This window comes from Micromonospora sp. C41 (genome assembly GCF_018070485.1).
GTDB lineage: Bacteria > Actinomycetota > Actinomycetes > Mycobacteriales > Micromonosporaceae > Micromonospora > Micromonospora chalcea.
The window spans coordinates 1-13,836 of the sequence record NZ_JAGPXP010000003.1 but is presented as its reverse complement, the minus strand read 5'-3'; the positions used below and the strand labels follow the sequence as shown (position 1 = coordinate 13,836).

The following is a 13,836-nucleotide window of genomic DNA, read 5'->3' as shown; positions in this document are numbered from 1 at the left end:
TACGACAATCGGCGAGGAGATGCTGTGGGCACGGGCGGCCTGCACTACCGTGCGTCCGCGTCGGCCACCGCCGCCCCGGCCGCTGCGCGTTGCTGGGTAACCTCCAGACGTAGTTGTCACTCCACAACGACTGCACGCCCACCAGCGAGCGGATCGGCCGGCCGCCGCTGACGATGGCATGGATGCGTTTTCGCAATTGACCAGCCGGTCGAATGCTCTGAACAGGTCGGCCCTGCCGTATGGGACGTAGCCATCGATCGAATCAATGCAGGGGCGCGGCATATCATTCCGGGCGCGAGACGTCCGCGCTGGCGTCTCGCGCCGCGACAACCTTGCCGGCCGTTTTCGGTAGCCGGGTCAGCCGCTTCTGCAACCACCAGGCCAGGACCGACAGCAGGCCGCAGATGCTGATGTAGATGGCCGCGACGACCAGGTACGTCGGCACGTACGGCAGACCGAACGCCAGCCGGCCGCCGATCTGCTTGCCCACGAAGAGCAGCTCCGGGTACGTGATGATGAAGCCGAGCGCGGTGTCCTTGAGCAGGACGACGAGCTGGCTCACGATCGCCGGGAGCATCGACCGGAACGCCTGCGGCAGCAGGATCAGTCGGAGCACCTGGTTCTTGCGCATGCCGATCGCGTACGCGCCCTCGGACTGCCCGTACGGCACGGCGTTGATGCCGGCCCGGAAGATCTCCGCCAGCACCGAGCCGTTGTAGAGCGTCAACCCGATGACCAGCGCCCAGAACTTGTCGATCGGCCAGCCGTACTGCAACGGCACGTAGTAGCCGAAGAAGATCAGGATCAGCAGCGGGATGGCCCGGAACAGCTCCACCACGAACGTGGCGGGCGCCCGGAACAACACCTTGTCGCTGAGCCGGGCGCTGGCGAAGAACGCGCCGAACAGCAGTGCCAGCACGGTGGCGACGGCGGCGACCTTCAGCGTGGCCCAGAGGCCGTTCAGCAGCTCCCGCTGCACGGCCGCGTACTGGAACTGTTCCCACTTGCGGGCCTCGAACTGGCCGGTCTGGTCGAACTTGTAGACCACGAACGCGATCAGCGCGACGATCGCCGCGATCGAGACGACGCCGAGGATCCGGTTGCGCCTGCGGGCCTTCGGGCCGGGGATGTCGTAGAGGACGCTGCTGCTGCTCACCGGGCCACCGCCCACTTGCGCTCGAGGATCCGCTGGAGCACCACCAGCGGGATGATCAGGATCAGGAAGCCGATCACGATCCAGGTGAGCACGATGAACTGCGGCTCACCCCGTTCCGACATGTACGCCGGGATGGCGCCGGCCTCCAGCACGGAGAAGCCGGCGGCGATCGTGGTGTTCTTCAGCATGGCGATGAGCACGCTCATCATGGGCGGGACCATGGCCCGCAGCGCCTGCGGCAGCACGATCAGCGTCAGCACCTGGGCGAATGTCATGCCCAGCGCGCGGGCCGCCTCGGCCTGTCCGGTGGCTACGGTGTTCACGCCGGAGCGGACCACCTCGCAGATGAACGCCGAGGTGTACGCGATCAGCGCGATGCAGGCGCTGTTGAAGTAGTCGATGTTGACGTCCAGCTTCGGCACCGCGAAGACGAGGAACGCGAACACCAGCGTCAGGGGAGTGTTGCGCACCAGGTTGACGTAGGTGGCGCCGAACGCCCGCAGCGCGGGGACCGGGGACACCCGCATCGCGCCGAGCAGCATGCCGAGGACGAGACTGCCGACGCCGGCGATCAGGAACAGCTTGACGGTGTTGTAGAACCCCTCGCGGAACAGGCTCGCGTTGTCCGTCAGGACGCGGAAGAACTCGCCCATACCTCGCTCTCACTCTCTCCAGACGGGACCGGGCGGGGAGGAGGACCTCCCCGCCCGGTCCGACGTCGGTGCGGACCGTCAGTACCGCTCGAGCTGCGGCGCAGTGGCCGGCGAGCCGGACTTGCCGAGCGTGCCGTCGTAGATCTTCTTCCAGGTGCCGTCGGTGAACGCCGCCTCGATCTGGTCGTTCACGTAGTCACGCAGCGCCTTGTCGTCCTTCGGCAGGCCGATGCCGTACTTCTCGGTGCTGAACGGCTGGCCGACGACCTTGAGCTCGTCCGGGTTCTGCGCGGCGTAGCCCTTGAGGATGGCGTCGTCGGTGGTCACCGCGTCGACCTTCTTGTCGAGCAGCTGCGAGACGCACTCGGAGTAGGTCTTGAACTCGACGATGTTCTCGCCCTCGGTCAGGCCCTCGTCGCGGATCTTCTGGATCGGCGTGGAGCCGGTGGCCGAGCAGACCTTCTTGCCCTTGAGCGTGTCCTTGCCGGTGATCGACGACTCGTCCTTGCGGACCAGCAGGTCCTGGCCGGCGACGAAGTACGGGCCGGCGAAGGAGACGTCGTTCTTGCGCTTGTCGGTGATCGAGTAGGTGCCGACGTAGTAGTCGATCTCGCCACCCTTGATCGCGGTCTCGCGGTTGGCGGACGCGATCTCCTTGTACTCGATCTTCGCCGGGTCGACGCCGAGGGTGCTGGCGACGTACTGGGCGATCTCGATGTCGAAGCCGCAGCGCTTGCCCTGGGCGTCCTTGTAGCCGAGGTTCGGCTGGTCGAACTTGACGCCGATGACGACCTTGCCGGCCGACTTGATCTTCTCGAAGGCCGGGCTGCCGGCGACGTTGGCGTCCGTCTTGGGGGTGAAGGTCACGCCCGAGCTGCTGCAGCTGTCGCCCTGGGCTCCACCGCTGGCGTTGCCGCCGCCGCTGGGAGCGGGGTCCCCCTCCTTGCCACAGGCGGCCGCGGACAGGGCGAGCGAGGCCATCATGGCCACCGCCGCCACGCGCTTGTAACGCATACTCATCTCCTTCTTCGACGGAGTCGACGGGACGACTCCACTACGGACGCTCAGTGGGTGAGGATCTTGGAGAGGAAGTCCTTGGCCCGCTCGCTGCGCGGGTTCGCGAAGAACTCGGCCGGCGGCGCGTCCTCGACCAGTTGCCCGTCGGCCATGAAGACCACCCGGTTGGCGGCGTGCCGGGCGAAACCCATCTCGTGGGTCACCACGACCATGGTCATGCCCTCGCTCGCCAGGGACGTCATCACGTCCAGCACCTCGCCGACCATCTCCGGGTCCAGCGCGCTGGTCGGCTCGTCGAAGAGCATCGCCTTGGGCTGCATGGCCAGCGCGCGGGCGATCGCCGCCCGCTGCTGCTGACCGCCGGAGAGCTGCGCCGGGTACTTGTCCGCCTGGTTGGCGATGCCGACGCGGTCGAGCAGCGCCAGGCCGCGCTCGCGGGCGGCGGCCGGCTTCTCCTTGCGCACCTTGACCGGCCCCAGCGTGACGTTCTCCAGGATGGTCTTGTGGGCGAAGAGGTTGAACGACTGGAAGACCATGCCGACCTCGCTGCGCAGCTTGGCCAGGGGCTTGCCCTCGGCCGGCAGCGGCTGCCCGTCGAACGTGATGGTGCCCTTGTCGATGGGCTCCAGCCGGTTGATCGTGCGGCACAGCGTCGACTTGCCGGAGCCGGACGGGCCGATCACCACGACCACCTCGCCCCGGCCGACGGAGAGGGACACGTCGTCGAGCACGTGCAGCGGCCCGAACCACTTGTTGACCCCGTCGAGCACGATCAGCGGGTCGCCCGTCGTCACGTCGTCCACCGTCCCTGTCGTCCATGCCGGAATTGGGGGTCGATCGACCCCCGGTTGGGCAACTGTAGGCGGGGTGATGTGGCAGTACGCAACTCAGATGGTCACGGAGCGGTAACACCGGTCACCTGCATACCGGCACGTCCGAATTTTGTCGCCGTCCGGGTGGGCCGAGTGGCGCCGAAGGCGCTGGCCAGAGATCATGAGGTGATGACCGACCCGATCCGGCTGACCGACTACGCCCGCGGTGGCGGCTGCGCCTGCAAGATCCCTCCGGGCGAGCTGGAGGCGATGGTCGCCGGCCTCGGCGCGACCGGCGGCTCGGCCGACCTGCTGGTCGGGCTGGAGAACGGCGACGACGCCGCGGTGGTCCGGCTGGACGAGCGTACGGGCCTGGTCAGCACCGCCGACTTCTTCACCCCGGTGGTCGACGACGCCTACGACTGGGGCCGCATCGCCGCCGCCAACGCGCTCTCCGACGTGTACGCGATGGGCGGCACCCCGCTCGTCGCGCTCAACCTGCTCTGCTGGCCGCGCGGCGTGCTGCCGCCGGAGATGGCCCGGGAGGTGCTGCGCGGCGGTCTGGACGTGGCCCGGGAGGCGAACTGCCACCTGGCCGGCGGGCACAGCGTGGACGACGACGGCCCGAAGTACGGCCTGGCGGTCACCGGCGTGGTCCGGCCGGAGGAGCTGATCACGCTGGACGCCGGGCGGGCCGGGCTGCCGCTGTCGCTGACCAAGCCGCTCGGCGTGGGCGTGCTCAACACCCGGCACAAGCAGACCGGCCAGCGCTTCCCCGAGGCGGTCGAGTCGATGGCCCGGCTCAACCGGGACGCGGCCCGCGCGGCGGTGGCCGCCGGCATCCGCTGCGGCACCGACGTGACCGGTTTCGGCCTGCTCGGGCACGCCTCGAAGCTGGCCCGCGCGAGCCGCCTCACGGTGGCGATCGACGCGGCGGCGGTGCCGTACCTGCCGGGCGCGCGGGAGGCGATCCGCGACGGGTACGTCAGCGGCGGCACCCGGCGCAACCTGGACTGGGTCAACCCGTGGACGGACTTCGGCGACGCGGACGAGGGAGAGCGGCTGCTGCTGGCCGACGCGCAGACCTCGGGCGGCCTGCTGGTCGCCGGTGAGGTGCCGGGTGGGACCGTCATCGGTGAGTTGCTGCCGGCCTCGGAGCACCTGATCCGGGTTCGCTGAACGCGCCGGTGGGCGCGGCGGGAACGCGAACGCGGCACCGTACCCGATAAACTGTCATCTTCCAGCTACTCTGGGCAACGTCGCCCGAGGGAATTTTGCCCGGAATGGTCACAGACCGGTAACTTGCGCCCGGCTGAGGGCAAATGCCCCCCACCATCGTCAGTAGGGCCCGATCCGGAGGCCGGTGGAAACGAGCGCGGCGAGGAGGCGGCATGACCGAGCTGTGGAACTGGAGAATCGACGGCGGCGAGCCGGTGGAGGTCTACCCGGCACTGGCCGAGGCGCTCGGCCGGGTGGTGATGCCCATGGCCGTCGCCGACCCGATGCGGCTCCCCGCGTACGCGGTGGTCTGCGACGTGTGGGAGGCGCCCGGGCTGTACGGCACCGTGGTCGACTGTTACGGCGTGCCCGAGAGCCTGGCCGAGCTGCCCGCGCTCGCGGCGCTGGCCCGGCTGCTGGGCCGCAACTGCCTGATGCGCGACGACACCCTCGACGCCGGCCGGCACCTGCTGTTCGCGCCGGACGGCACGATCCGCCCGGTGCACTTCGACGTGGCCGACACCGACGACGGCGAGGTGCTCAGCCACCACCGGCTCTGCACCCAGGCCGACCCGCGCTGCCGGGGCTGGTCGCAGTGCCACCGCTCCCGCTGGGCTCCCGACACGGTCGCCCCGGCGCTCGCCGCCGCCTGACCGCGAGCGCCGGCCGGAGGCGGTGACCGGCGCTCGCCGCCGTGCCCCCGCCCGGCGGCGAGCCGTGGCGGCCCCGGGCTCAGTCCCGGGTCGCCGGCTGCTGGCCCCGCACCACGAGCTGGTCGAGCAGCGTCGCGGTGGCGGCGGCCACGGCGTCCACCGCGGCGTCGAACGCGGCCGCGTTGTGCGCCGCCGGGGTACGGAATCCGGAGATCTTCCGGACGTACTGCAACGCGGCGGCGCGGATGTCCTCCTCGGTCACCACCGGGACGTACGGCTCACGCAGGGTCTTGATGCTCCGGCACACGGCTCCTCCTCGTTCGATCCGATCAGCTCCACCCGGATACGCTGTCCGGGTCATGACTACCGCAGCCGCGGGCAGCCCGCGCACCTACCAGGTGCGTACGTACGGCTGCCAGATGAACGTGCACGACTCCGAGCGCATCTCCGGCCTCCTCGAGGACGCCGGGTACGTGCGCGCCGCCGAGGCCGACGAGCAGCCCGACGTGGTGGTGTTCAACACCTGCGCGGTCCGGGAGAACGCCGACAACCGGCTCTACGGCAACCTGGGTCATCTGCGCCCCGTGAAGGCCAAGCACCCCGGGATGCAGATCGCCGTCGGCGGCTGCCTGGCCCAGAAGGACCGGGGCGACATCGTCCGCAAGGCGCCCTGGGTGGACGTCGTCTTCGGCACGCACAACATCGGCGCGCTGCCGGCGCTGCTGGACCGGGCGCGGCACAACGCCGCGGCCGAGGTGGAGATCCTGGAGTCGCTGGAGGTGTTCCCCTCCACGCTGCCGACCCGGCGCGAGTCGACGTACGCCGGGTGGGTCTCGATCTCCGTCGGCTGCAACAACACCTGCACGTTCTGCATCGTGCCCTCCCTGCGCGGCAAGGAGAAGGACCGCCGCCCCGGCGACGTCCTCGCTGAGGTGCGCGCGCTCGCCGACGCCGGCGTGCTGGAGGTGACGCTGCTCGGGCAGAACGTCAACTCGTACGGCGTCGAGTTCGGCGACCGGTACGCCTTCGGCAAGCTGCTGCGCGCCTGCGGCGACATCGACGGGCTGGAGCGGGTGCGGTTCACCAGCCCGCACCCGAAGGACTTCACCGACGACGTGATCGCCGCGATGGCGGAGACGCCGAACGTCTGCCACTCGCTGCACATGCCGCTGCAGTCCGGCTCGGACGACGTGCTGCGGGCGATGCGCCGCTCGTACCGGTCGGAAAAGTACCTGGGGATCATCGAGAAGGTCCGGGCGGCGATGCCGGATGCGGCGATCACCACCGACATCATCGTCGGCTTCCCCGGCGAGACCGAGGCCGACTTCGCCCGCACGCTCGACGTGGTCCGGGAGGCGCGGTTCTCCTCGGCGTTCACGTTCCAGTACTCCAAGCGCCCCGGCACCCCGGCCGCCACCATGGACGGGCAGCTGCCCAAGCAGGTCGTGCAGGAGCGCTACGAGCGGCTGATCGCCTGCGTCGAGGAGATCACCTGGGCGGAGAACAAGAAGCTGGTCGGGGAGACCGTCGAGGTGCTGGTGGCGGTCGGCGAGGGCCGCAAGGACGAGCGTACCGGCCGGATGTCCGGCCGTGCCCGCGACGGCCGGCTCGTGCACTTCGCCACCGGTGAGCTGGCCGGGCAGATCCGCCCCGGCGACATCGTGCACACAGTCGTCACGTACGCCGCACCGCACCACCTGAACGCCGACGGTGCGCCGCTGGCACACCGGCGTACCCGGGCCGGTGACGCGGCCGAGGCGGGACAGGTTCCGCGTACCCCGGGGGTGCTGCTGGGCCTGCCGACGATCGGCGCGCCGGCCGCGGCACCCGCTCCCACCGGCGGCTGCGCCGCCCACTGACCGGATGCAAGGAAGGGCCCCCTTTTAACACTCGGTGTTAAAAGGGGGCCCTTCCTCTACCGCAGGCGTTAATAAGGGGCCCTTCCTTGCACGGTCAGCAGGCGGTGCCGTTGAGCTTGACCGTGGCGGGGGCGGCGGCGGTGCCGTTGGCGGTGAAGCCGACGGTGACCGACGCGCCCGCCGCCAGCGACGACGCCCAGCCCGGCGCGGCGGCAGTCACAGTGGTGCCGGACTGCGTGACGGTGGCGTTCCAACCGCTCGCCAGCGTCACCCCGGACGGCCAGGTCCAGGTGGCCGACCACGGGTTCACCGCGGCGGTGCCGGTGTTCTTGACCGTCAGCTCACCCTGGAAGCCGCCCGCCCAGGAGTTGATCTGCTTGTAGGTGGCGGTGCAGCCACCGGTCACCGGAGGCGGCGGGGTGGTCGGCGCCGGTGACGTGTTCGGCGTGCCGGTCGGGGACGGGCTGGTGGTGCCGCCACCGCCGGTCGGCGGGATCAGGTACGGCGTGAGGATGTCCTGCTTCGGCTGGTTGATAGTGGTCCAGTCGTCGTTGGCGATGCCGCCGGTGTCACCGGAGTTCGGGTTCCACGACCAGTACGTGAACGACATGCCGTTCACGCCGGTGCCGGTGTACGCCATCAGGTTCTGCAGCCAGATCTTGTCCTTGGGGTCCTGCAGCGTGGTGCCGAACTCGCCCATCATGATCGGCGCGATGTTCTGCTTGTACAGGTAACCCCAGTACTTGTCCCAGATGGCCGGCATGTTCGCCGGGTACGTCGGGTCGTCGAACCAGGCCTGCCGGTAGACCGACGTGGCGTACTCGTGCGGCGAGTAGACCAGCCGGTTGGCCACGTTCAGCCGGACCGGGAACTGCCCGGCCTTGGACAGGTTGCCGCCCCACCAGCCGCAGTCCTCGTCGTTGCTGGGGTCGTTGTCCCAGACGTTCGACAGGCCGCCGCTCGGGCAGCTCACGCCCTCCACGAAGATCAGCCAGTTCGGCTGCACGCCGAGGATCGCGTTGCCGGCCCGCTCGGCGGCCAGCCGCCAGTCCCGCGCGGTGTCGCCGCAGCCCCAGCAGGCGCCGGTGGCGGCCGGGTTGGTGCCCTCGGCGTGCGGCTCGTTGTGCAGGTCCGCGCCGATCACTGTGGTGTTGCCGGCGTACCGCTGGGCCAGCATCTTCCAGTCGTTGATCCAGGTCGCCTCGGAGACGGTCGAGGTGTACCAGAGCGGCGACTGCCCGGCCGACGTGGGCCGGTGCCGGTCCAGGATGACCCGCATCCCCTTGCTGCCCGCGTAGTCGATGACCTTGTCGAGGATCTGCAGCGGGGAGAGCCCGATCAGGTCCGGGTTGACGAAGTCGTTGATGCCGGTCGCTGTCGCGCCGGACTTGAGCGCGTCGTTCGAGTACGGAATCCGCAGCGTGTTGTAGCCCAGCCGGGCCATGGTGTCGAGCTGGCCACGCCACGGGTTGCTCGACCACAGCCCGTGGAACGTCTTGTTGTCGGTCTCCATCCCGAACCAGTTGATGCCGGTCAGCCGGACTGTCGCGCCGGTACTGTCGACGATCTTGTTGCCGCTGGTGTGCAGGTAACCGGTGCCGGTGCCACCGGCCGCCGCGGCGGCCGGTGTGGTGGAGACGGCGGCGGCGACGAGAACGCCGGCCGCAGCGGTGGCGAGCGCTGTCAGGGCGCCGCCGAGGGCGGTGCGTCGGTGCATGGGAGCTCCACTTCGGATGCCCGCGCCGCGCAGGCGCCGCGGGCGGCAGGACCAGGAGGCACGTCCCGCTCGTCATCGAGTACGCGCGCAGCGCGCGCCGGGCCGTGTCGTGTGGACGGCCAACCGCGAGATGTCGCACCGGCGACCGTCGACGGCGAGATCAGCCGTCGGTGCCCTCGTGCCGGTGCCTGAACCTGGCTCCGCCGCTCATTCTGATCAGCCCGCCTCGATGCGTCAACCCGGCCCGGACGCAGGTGAGCCCCCGGGCCGGAACGGCCGGGGGCTCACCCGATGTGTCTGTCCGCCGGCCTGCCCGGCCGGGGTGCGTGCGTCAGCCGGCCTGCTCGGCGAGCTGGAGGAACTGCCGCTTCGACGCGAGCGCCTGCTCGGCCTCCTTGATCCGGCGGGCGTCACCGGCGGCCTGGGCCCGGGCCAGCCGGTCCTCGGCCTCGGCGACCTGGGCGCGCATCTGCGCCAGCAGCGGGTTGTCCTCCTTGGAGGTACGCCGCCACGCCGAGTCCATCACCTCGCGGACCTTGTCGTCCACGGCCCGCAGCCGGCGCTCCAGCCCGGACGCGGCCTCGCGGGGCACGCGACCGGCCTCGTGCCACTGCGCCTGGATCTCCCGCAGCTTCGCCTGGGCGCCCTTCGGGTCGGCGTCGACGTCGAGCGCCTCGGCCTCGGCCAGCAGCGCCTGCTTGCGCTCCAGGTTGGCGCGCTGCTCGTTGTCGCGTGCCGAGAAGACCTCGCTGCGCCGGCTGAAGAACTCGTCCTGCGCGGCCCGGAACCGTTCCCAGAGCTTCTGCTCGGCCTCCTTGGCGGCGCGCGGCGCGGCCTTCCACTGGGCCATCAGGTCCTTGAGCTGCCCGGCGGTGACGCCCCAGTCGGTGGAGTCCTTGAGCTTCTCCGCCTCGGCGACCAGCTCCTCCTTGACCGTCTGCGCCTGCTTGCGCTGCTGGTCCAGGGAGGCGAAGTGGGCGCCCCGGCGGCGGGTGAAGCCGTCCCGCGCGGCGGCGAACCGCTTCCACAGCTCACCGTCGGTCTTCTTGTCGACGCCGCGGATGGTCTTCCACTCGTCGAGGATCTCCTTGAGCCGGTCCCCGGCGGTCTTCCAGCCGGTCGACTCGGCCGCCAGCTTCTCGGCCTCCTCGACCAGGGCGGTCTTGCGCGCCAGCGCCTCACCGCGGGCGGCCTCGCGGGCCGCCTTGGCCTCGCCGGCCTTCTCCTCGGCGACGACGGCGAGCTTGTCCAGCCGGGCGGCCAGCGCGTCGAGGTCACCGACCACGTGCGCCTCGGCCAGCGAACCGCGGATCCGCCGGATCGTGGTCAGGGAGTGGCCGGCATCAGCCGCGCCCGAGTTGAGCCGGGCCTCGGTCAGGTCGACCTCGGTCACCAGATCGGCGTAGCGCCGGGCGAAGTGGGCGAGCCCTTCCTCCGGTGCGCCCGCCTGCCAGGATCCGACCACCCGCTCGCCCTCGGTCGTCTTGACGTAGACGGTGCCGTCCTCGTCCACCCGTCCGAAGGCAGTCCAGTCGCTCATGTGCCCATCCTCGTTCTCCCGGCGTCGAGGGGACAGTCCCCTCGAATCGCCGCCACGGCGCAGCAAACTTTCTCCCGGCATTGTCACAGGTCCGACCCGGTCCGTGTCGAGCGCCTGCCGTCGACCGTGACCATACGGTGTCGTACGCCCTCGATGACCGGATCGGCGCGGGGACGCACCGGCGGATCCCGATAGGTTTGGGGGCGTGCCACTGGTCGCCGCCGCAGTCTGCCCCCATCCGCCGCTTATCGTGCCCGAGCTGGCCGGTGCCGCCGCGCCCGAGCTGGACGACCTGCGCGCCGCCGCCGACGCCGCTGTCGCGCGGCTGCTCGCCGCCGGGCCCGAGGCGGTCCTGCTCGTCGGAGCAGGGCCGGAGACCGTCCGGTTCAACGCCGCCGACTGGGGTTCCCTGCGCGGCTTCGGGCTGGACCGGCCGGTGCGGCTGTGGAAGATCTCCTGCTCCGGCGCGGAGCGCCTGCCGCTGAGCCTGACCGTCGGCGCCTGGCTGCTCAACCGTTCCGGCACCGAGCTGCCCCGCCTGGCCCGGTCGGTGGCCCACGACGCCACACCGGCGGAGTGCGCGGCGTTCGGCGCGAGCCTGATCGCCGACGACGATCCGCGGGTCGCGCTGCTCGTGCTCGGTGACGGGTCCGCCTGCCGCGGCGTCAAGGCGCCGGGGTACGACGATCCGCGCGCCGAGGCGTACGACGAAGGGGTTGCGGTTGCCCTGGCCGGCGCGGACACGGCGGCGCTGCGCGACCTGGACCCGGTGCTGTCGGCGCAGCTGCGGGTTGCCGGGCGCGCGCCGTGGCAGGTGCTGGCCGGCGCGGTCGACGCGGCCGGCGGCGACTGGCGGGGTGAGCTGGGTTACCACAGCGCGCCCTACGGCGTGGCCTACTTCGTGGCGAACTGGGAGCGGGCATGACCGTCGTGGCGGTGGTCGGGCCGACCGCGGCCGGGAAGTCGGCGCTGAGCATCGCGCTGGCGCACGCGCTCGGCGGCGAGGTGGTCAACGCCGACTCGATGCAGCTCTACCGGGGCATGGACATCGGCACCGCGAAGCTGACGCCGGCCGAACGCGAGGGTGTGCCGCATCACCTGCTGGACATCTGGCCGGTGACCGAGCCGGCGAGCGTCGCGGAGTACCAGGCGCTGGCCCGCGCGGCCGTCGACGACATCCTGGCCCGGGGGCGGGTGCCGCTGCTGGTCGGCGGCTCCGGGCTGTACGTGCGGGCGGTGCTCGAACAGTTCGAGTTCCCCGGCACCGACCCGGCGCTGCGGCAGCGGCTCGAGGCGGAGCTGGCCGCTGTCGGCCCGCTGCCGCTGCACGCGCGGCTGGCCGAGGCGGACCCGGGGGCGGCGGCGAGCATCCTGCCCACGAACGGACGGCGGATCGTGCGGGCGCTGGAGGTGATCGAGCTGACCGGCGCGCCGTTCACCGCGTCGCTGCCGTCGCCCACGCCGTACTACCCGTCGGTGCAGCTCGGCGTCGACCTGGACACCGCGTCGCTGGACGAGCGGATCGCGCTGCGGGTGGACCGGATGTGGGCCGACGGCCTGGTCGACGAGGTGCGGGCGCTGGTCGGCGAAGGGCTGCCCGAGGGCCGTACTGCCAGCCGGGCGCTCGGCTACCAGCAGGTGCTGCGGTTCCTGGCCGGGGAGCTGACCGAGGCGCAGGCGCACGAGGAGACCGTCCGCGCGACCCGCCGGTTCGTCCGCCGGCAGCGCTCCTGGTTCCGGCGTGACCCGCGCGTGCACTGGCTGGACTCGGCGTCGCCCGGGTTTCTCGACACTGCCCTGCGGGTGGTCGCCGAGCATCGGCCATGATGGGGGCGTGGAGTTCACAAAGGGTCACGGCACCGGCAACGACTTCGTCATCCTGCCCGACCCGGACGGCACGCTCGACCTGACACCCGGCCTGGTGGCCGCGCTCTGCGACAGGCGGCGCGGCCTCGGCGGCGACGGCGTGCTGCGCGTCGTACGCGCCGCCAAGCACCCCGAGGGCGTCGCGCTCGCCGGCGAGGCCGAGTGGTTCATGGACTACTGGAACTCCGACGGCTCGTTCGCCGAGATGTGCGGCAACGGGGCCCGCGTGTTCGTCCGCTACCTGCTGGACCGTTCGCTGGCCGCGGCCTCGTCCTCGTCGTCCTCGTCCTCGTCCTCGTCGGGCGGGACGCTGCCCATCGCCACCCGCGCCGGTCTGGTGCGGGCCCGGGTCGAGGGCGCGGACGTGGCGGTCGAGATGCGCCGCCCCCGGCTGTACGACACGGCGACCGCCACGCTCGGCGGGCTGACGCTGCCCGGTGCCGCAGTGGACGTCGGCAACCCGCACCTGGTGTGCGCGCTGCCCGCCGCGCTGGAGCTGACCGGCCTCGACCTGACCCGCGCGCCCGAGGTGGACGCCGGGACCTTCCCGGCCGGGGTGAACGTGGAGTTCACCACGCCCGGCGAGCCGGTGACCGGCGCCGACGCGCACGTGCTGATGCGGGTCTACGAGCGCGGCTCGGCCGAGACACTGTCCTGCGGCACCGGCGCGTGCGCGGTCGGCGCGGTGGCGTTGCGCGACGCCGGGCTCGACACCGGCACGGTGGCGGTGGACGTACCGGGCGGACGCCTGACGGTCACCGTGACAGCCGACTCGTGCTGGCTGTCGGGCCCGGCGGTCCTGGTGGCCACCGGCACCCTGACCCCGTCCGCCCTGACCCCCTGACCGCGCCCTCTCCGTCTGCGGCACCTCCCCTTCGCGGTTGATCAAGGAGTTTGCGGGGGATTTCCGGCGTCCCAGTGACACGAACTCCTTGGTCAACTTGGGATGTTCGCGGCCCTGGCGCGCGGGGCCTTGTCCGTACCATCCCGCCCTGGCGCGCTGCCGCCCGGCATGATCAACACCAGCTCGCCGAAGTGGTGGTGTCGCGGAGCCTCTGATGGCACCACTTCGGGGAACTGGTGTTGATCAAGGGTGATGATGCCGCCACTTCGGGGAAGTGGAGTCGAGCAAGCCGGGGTGAAGGGTCATGTGTCCGACTTGTCCCCCTCGGGGTGGGGCGCTGTTGTGGATCTTGGAAGATTAGGGTCCCTCTGGCTGCTGTCATGTCCCGGGACATGTGTCAACGGGAAGTCCCGATAGATGTGTCAGGGGTTGTGGATCGTGGGGGTGGGGGTGAGGGGGATGTAGTTCTTGTCGGGGTTGAGGTGGAGGTAGCCGATGGGT

At 71.0% G+C, this 13,836-nt stretch carries 13 protein-coding genes; 6 read left to right on the top strand and 7 right to left on the bottom strand.

The window, feature by feature from the left end:
* Nucleotides 1-283: 283 nt before the first annotated feature.
* From KBX43_RS04090 to KBX43_RS04075, 4 genes are all read right to left on the bottom strand, one after another.
* Nucleotides 284-1,156: an amino acid ABC transporter permease gene (locus KBX43_RS04090; RefSeq protein ID WP_209960448.1), complete on the bottom strand. Its 873-nt coding sequence runs from the start codon at nucleotides 1,154-1,156 to the stop codon at nucleotides 284-286.
* Nucleotides 1,153-1,809, bottom strand: a complete 657-nt coding sequence (locus KBX43_RS04085; protein WP_013284735.1) for an amino acid ABC transporter permease — start codon at nucleotides 1,807-1,809, stop codon at nucleotides 1,153-1,155. Before KBX43_RS04085 ends, KBX43_RS04090 begins: the two co-directional genes overlap by 4 nt.
* A 78-nt stretch (nucleotides 1,810-1,887) precedes the next feature.
* Nucleotides 1,888-2,823, bottom strand: coding sequence for a glutamate ABC transporter substrate-binding protein (locus KBX43_RS04080; RefSeq protein ID WP_121685686.1), 936 nt, complete (start codon nucleotides 2,821-2,823; stop codon nucleotides 1,888-1,890).
* A gap of 50 nt (nucleotides 2,824-2,873) precedes the next feature.
* On the bottom strand, nucleotides 2,874-3,629 hold the full coding sequence (locus KBX43_RS04075) for an amino acid ABC transporter ATP-binding protein (RefSeq protein ID WP_030504151.1): 756 nt from the start codon (nucleotides 3,627-3,629) through the stop codon (nucleotides 2,874-2,876).
* Between the two features lie 198 nt (nucleotides 3,630-3,827).
* Between KBX43_RS04075 and selD the strand changes: the two genes are divergently transcribed.
* The gene (gene selD / locus KBX43_RS04070) at nucleotides 3,828-4,817 is read left to right on the top strand and encodes a selenide, water dikinase SelD (protein WP_210883306.1); all 990 of its coding nucleotides are present in this window, start codon (nucleotides 3,828-3,830) and stop codon (nucleotides 4,815-4,817) included.
* Between the two features lie 212 nt (nucleotides 4,818-5,029).
* A complete protein-coding gene (locus KBX43_RS04065) occupies nucleotides 5,030-5,509 on the top strand; it encodes a hypothetical protein (RefSeq protein WP_043325725.1) in 480 nt (159 codons plus the stop codon).
* Between the two features lie 79 nt (nucleotides 5,510-5,588).
* On the opposite strand, the gene KBX43_RS04060 is transcribed toward KBX43_RS04065, so the two are convergent.
* Nucleotides 5,589-5,816 (bottom strand): DUF2277 family protein, encoded by a 228-nt coding sequence (locus KBX43_RS04060; protein ID WP_043325723.1) that lies wholly within the window; start codon nucleotides 5,814-5,816, stop codon nucleotides 5,589-5,591.
* A 52-nt stretch (nucleotides 5,817-5,868) separates the two neighbouring features.
* On the opposite strand from KBX43_RS04060, the gene miaB reads away from it, so the two are divergent.
* On the top strand, nucleotides 5,869-7,368 hold the full coding sequence (miaB, locus tag KBX43_RS04055) for a tRNA (N6-isopentenyl adenosine(37)-C2)-methylthiotransferase MiaB (protein ID WP_210883304.1): 1,500 nt from the start codon (nucleotides 5,869-5,871) through the stop codon (nucleotides 7,366-7,368).
* Nucleotides 7,369-7,462: 94 nt separating this feature from the next.
* Here miaB and KBX43_RS04050 read toward each other — a convergent pair whose 3' ends face one another.
* Together KBX43_RS04050 and KBX43_RS04045 are read right to left on the bottom strand one after the other, a co-directional pair.
* Nucleotides 7,463-9,085, bottom strand: coding sequence for a cellulase family glycosylhydrolase (locus KBX43_RS04050; RefSeq protein WP_210883302.1), 1,623 nt, complete (start codon nucleotides 9,083-9,085; stop codon nucleotides 7,463-7,465).
* Between the two features lie 331 nt (nucleotides 9,086-9,416).
* Nucleotides 9,417-10,625 (bottom strand): DUF349 domain-containing protein, encoded by a 1,209-nt coding sequence (locus KBX43_RS04045; protein WP_064447113.1) that lies wholly within the window; start codon nucleotides 10,623-10,625, stop codon nucleotides 9,417-9,419.
* Nucleotides 10,626-10,830: 205 nt separating this feature from the next.
* On the opposite strand from KBX43_RS04045, the gene KBX43_RS04040 reads away from it, so the two are divergent.
* Genes KBX43_RS04040 through dapF form a run of 3 tightly spaced genes read left to right on the top strand, consistent with a single transcriptional unit; the run spans nucleotide 10,831 to nucleotide 13,335 of the window.
* A complete protein-coding gene (locus KBX43_RS04040; RefSeq protein ID WP_210883300.1) occupies nucleotides 10,831-11,550 on the top strand; it encodes a hypothetical protein in 720 nt (239 codons plus the stop codon).
* The gene (gene miaA, locus KBX43_RS04035; RefSeq protein WP_104114425.1) at nucleotides 11,547-12,452 is read left to right on the top strand and encodes a tRNA (adenosine(37)-N6)-dimethylallyltransferase MiaA; all 906 of its coding nucleotides are present in this window, start codon (nucleotides 11,547-11,549) and stop codon (nucleotides 12,450-12,452) included. Before KBX43_RS04040 ends, miaA begins: the two co-directional genes overlap by 4 nt.
* A 7-nt stretch (nucleotides 12,453-12,459) precedes the next feature.
* Nucleotides 12,460-13,335 (top strand): diaminopimelate epimerase, encoded by an 876-nt coding sequence (gene dapF, locus KBX43_RS04030; RefSeq protein ID WP_210883298.1) that lies wholly within the window; start codon nucleotides 12,460-12,462, stop codon nucleotides 13,333-13,335.
* The last annotated feature ends 501 nt before the right edge of the window (nucleotides 13,336-13,836 follow it).

Bases quoted from the DNA above. Each gene is read 5' to 3' on its own strand.
- KBX43_RS04085 (WP_013284735.1), bottom strand. From the start codon at position 1,809: ATGGGCGAGTTCTTCCGCGTCCTGACGGACAACGCGAGCCTGTTCCGC.
- KBX43_RS04080 (WP_121685686.1), bottom strand. From the start codon at position 2,823: ATGCGTTACAAGCGCGTGGCGGCGGTGGCCATGATGGCCTCGCTCGCC.
- selD (WP_210883306.1), top strand. From the start codon at position 3,828: ATGACCGACCCGATCCGGCTGACCGACTACGCCCGCGGTGGCGGCTGC.
- KBX43_RS04065 (WP_043325725.1), top strand. From the start codon at position 5,030: ATGACCGAGCTGTGGAACTGGAGAATCGACGGCGGCGAGCCGGTGGAG.
- miaB (WP_210883304.1), top strand. From the start codon at position 5,869: ATGACTACCGCAGCCGCGGGCAGCCCGCGCACCTACCAGGTGCGTACG.
- KBX43_RS04050 (WP_210883302.1), bottom strand. From the start codon at position 9,085: ATGCACCGACGCACCGCCCTCGGCGGCGCCCTGACAGCGCTCGCCACC.
- KBX43_RS04045 (WP_064447113.1), bottom strand. From the start codon at position 10,625: ATGAGCGACTGGACTGCCTTCGGACGGGTGGACGAGGACGGCACCGTC.
- miaA (WP_104114425.1), top strand. From the start codon at position 11,547: ATGACCGTCGTGGCGGTGGTCGGGCCGACCGCGGCCGGGAAGTCGGCG.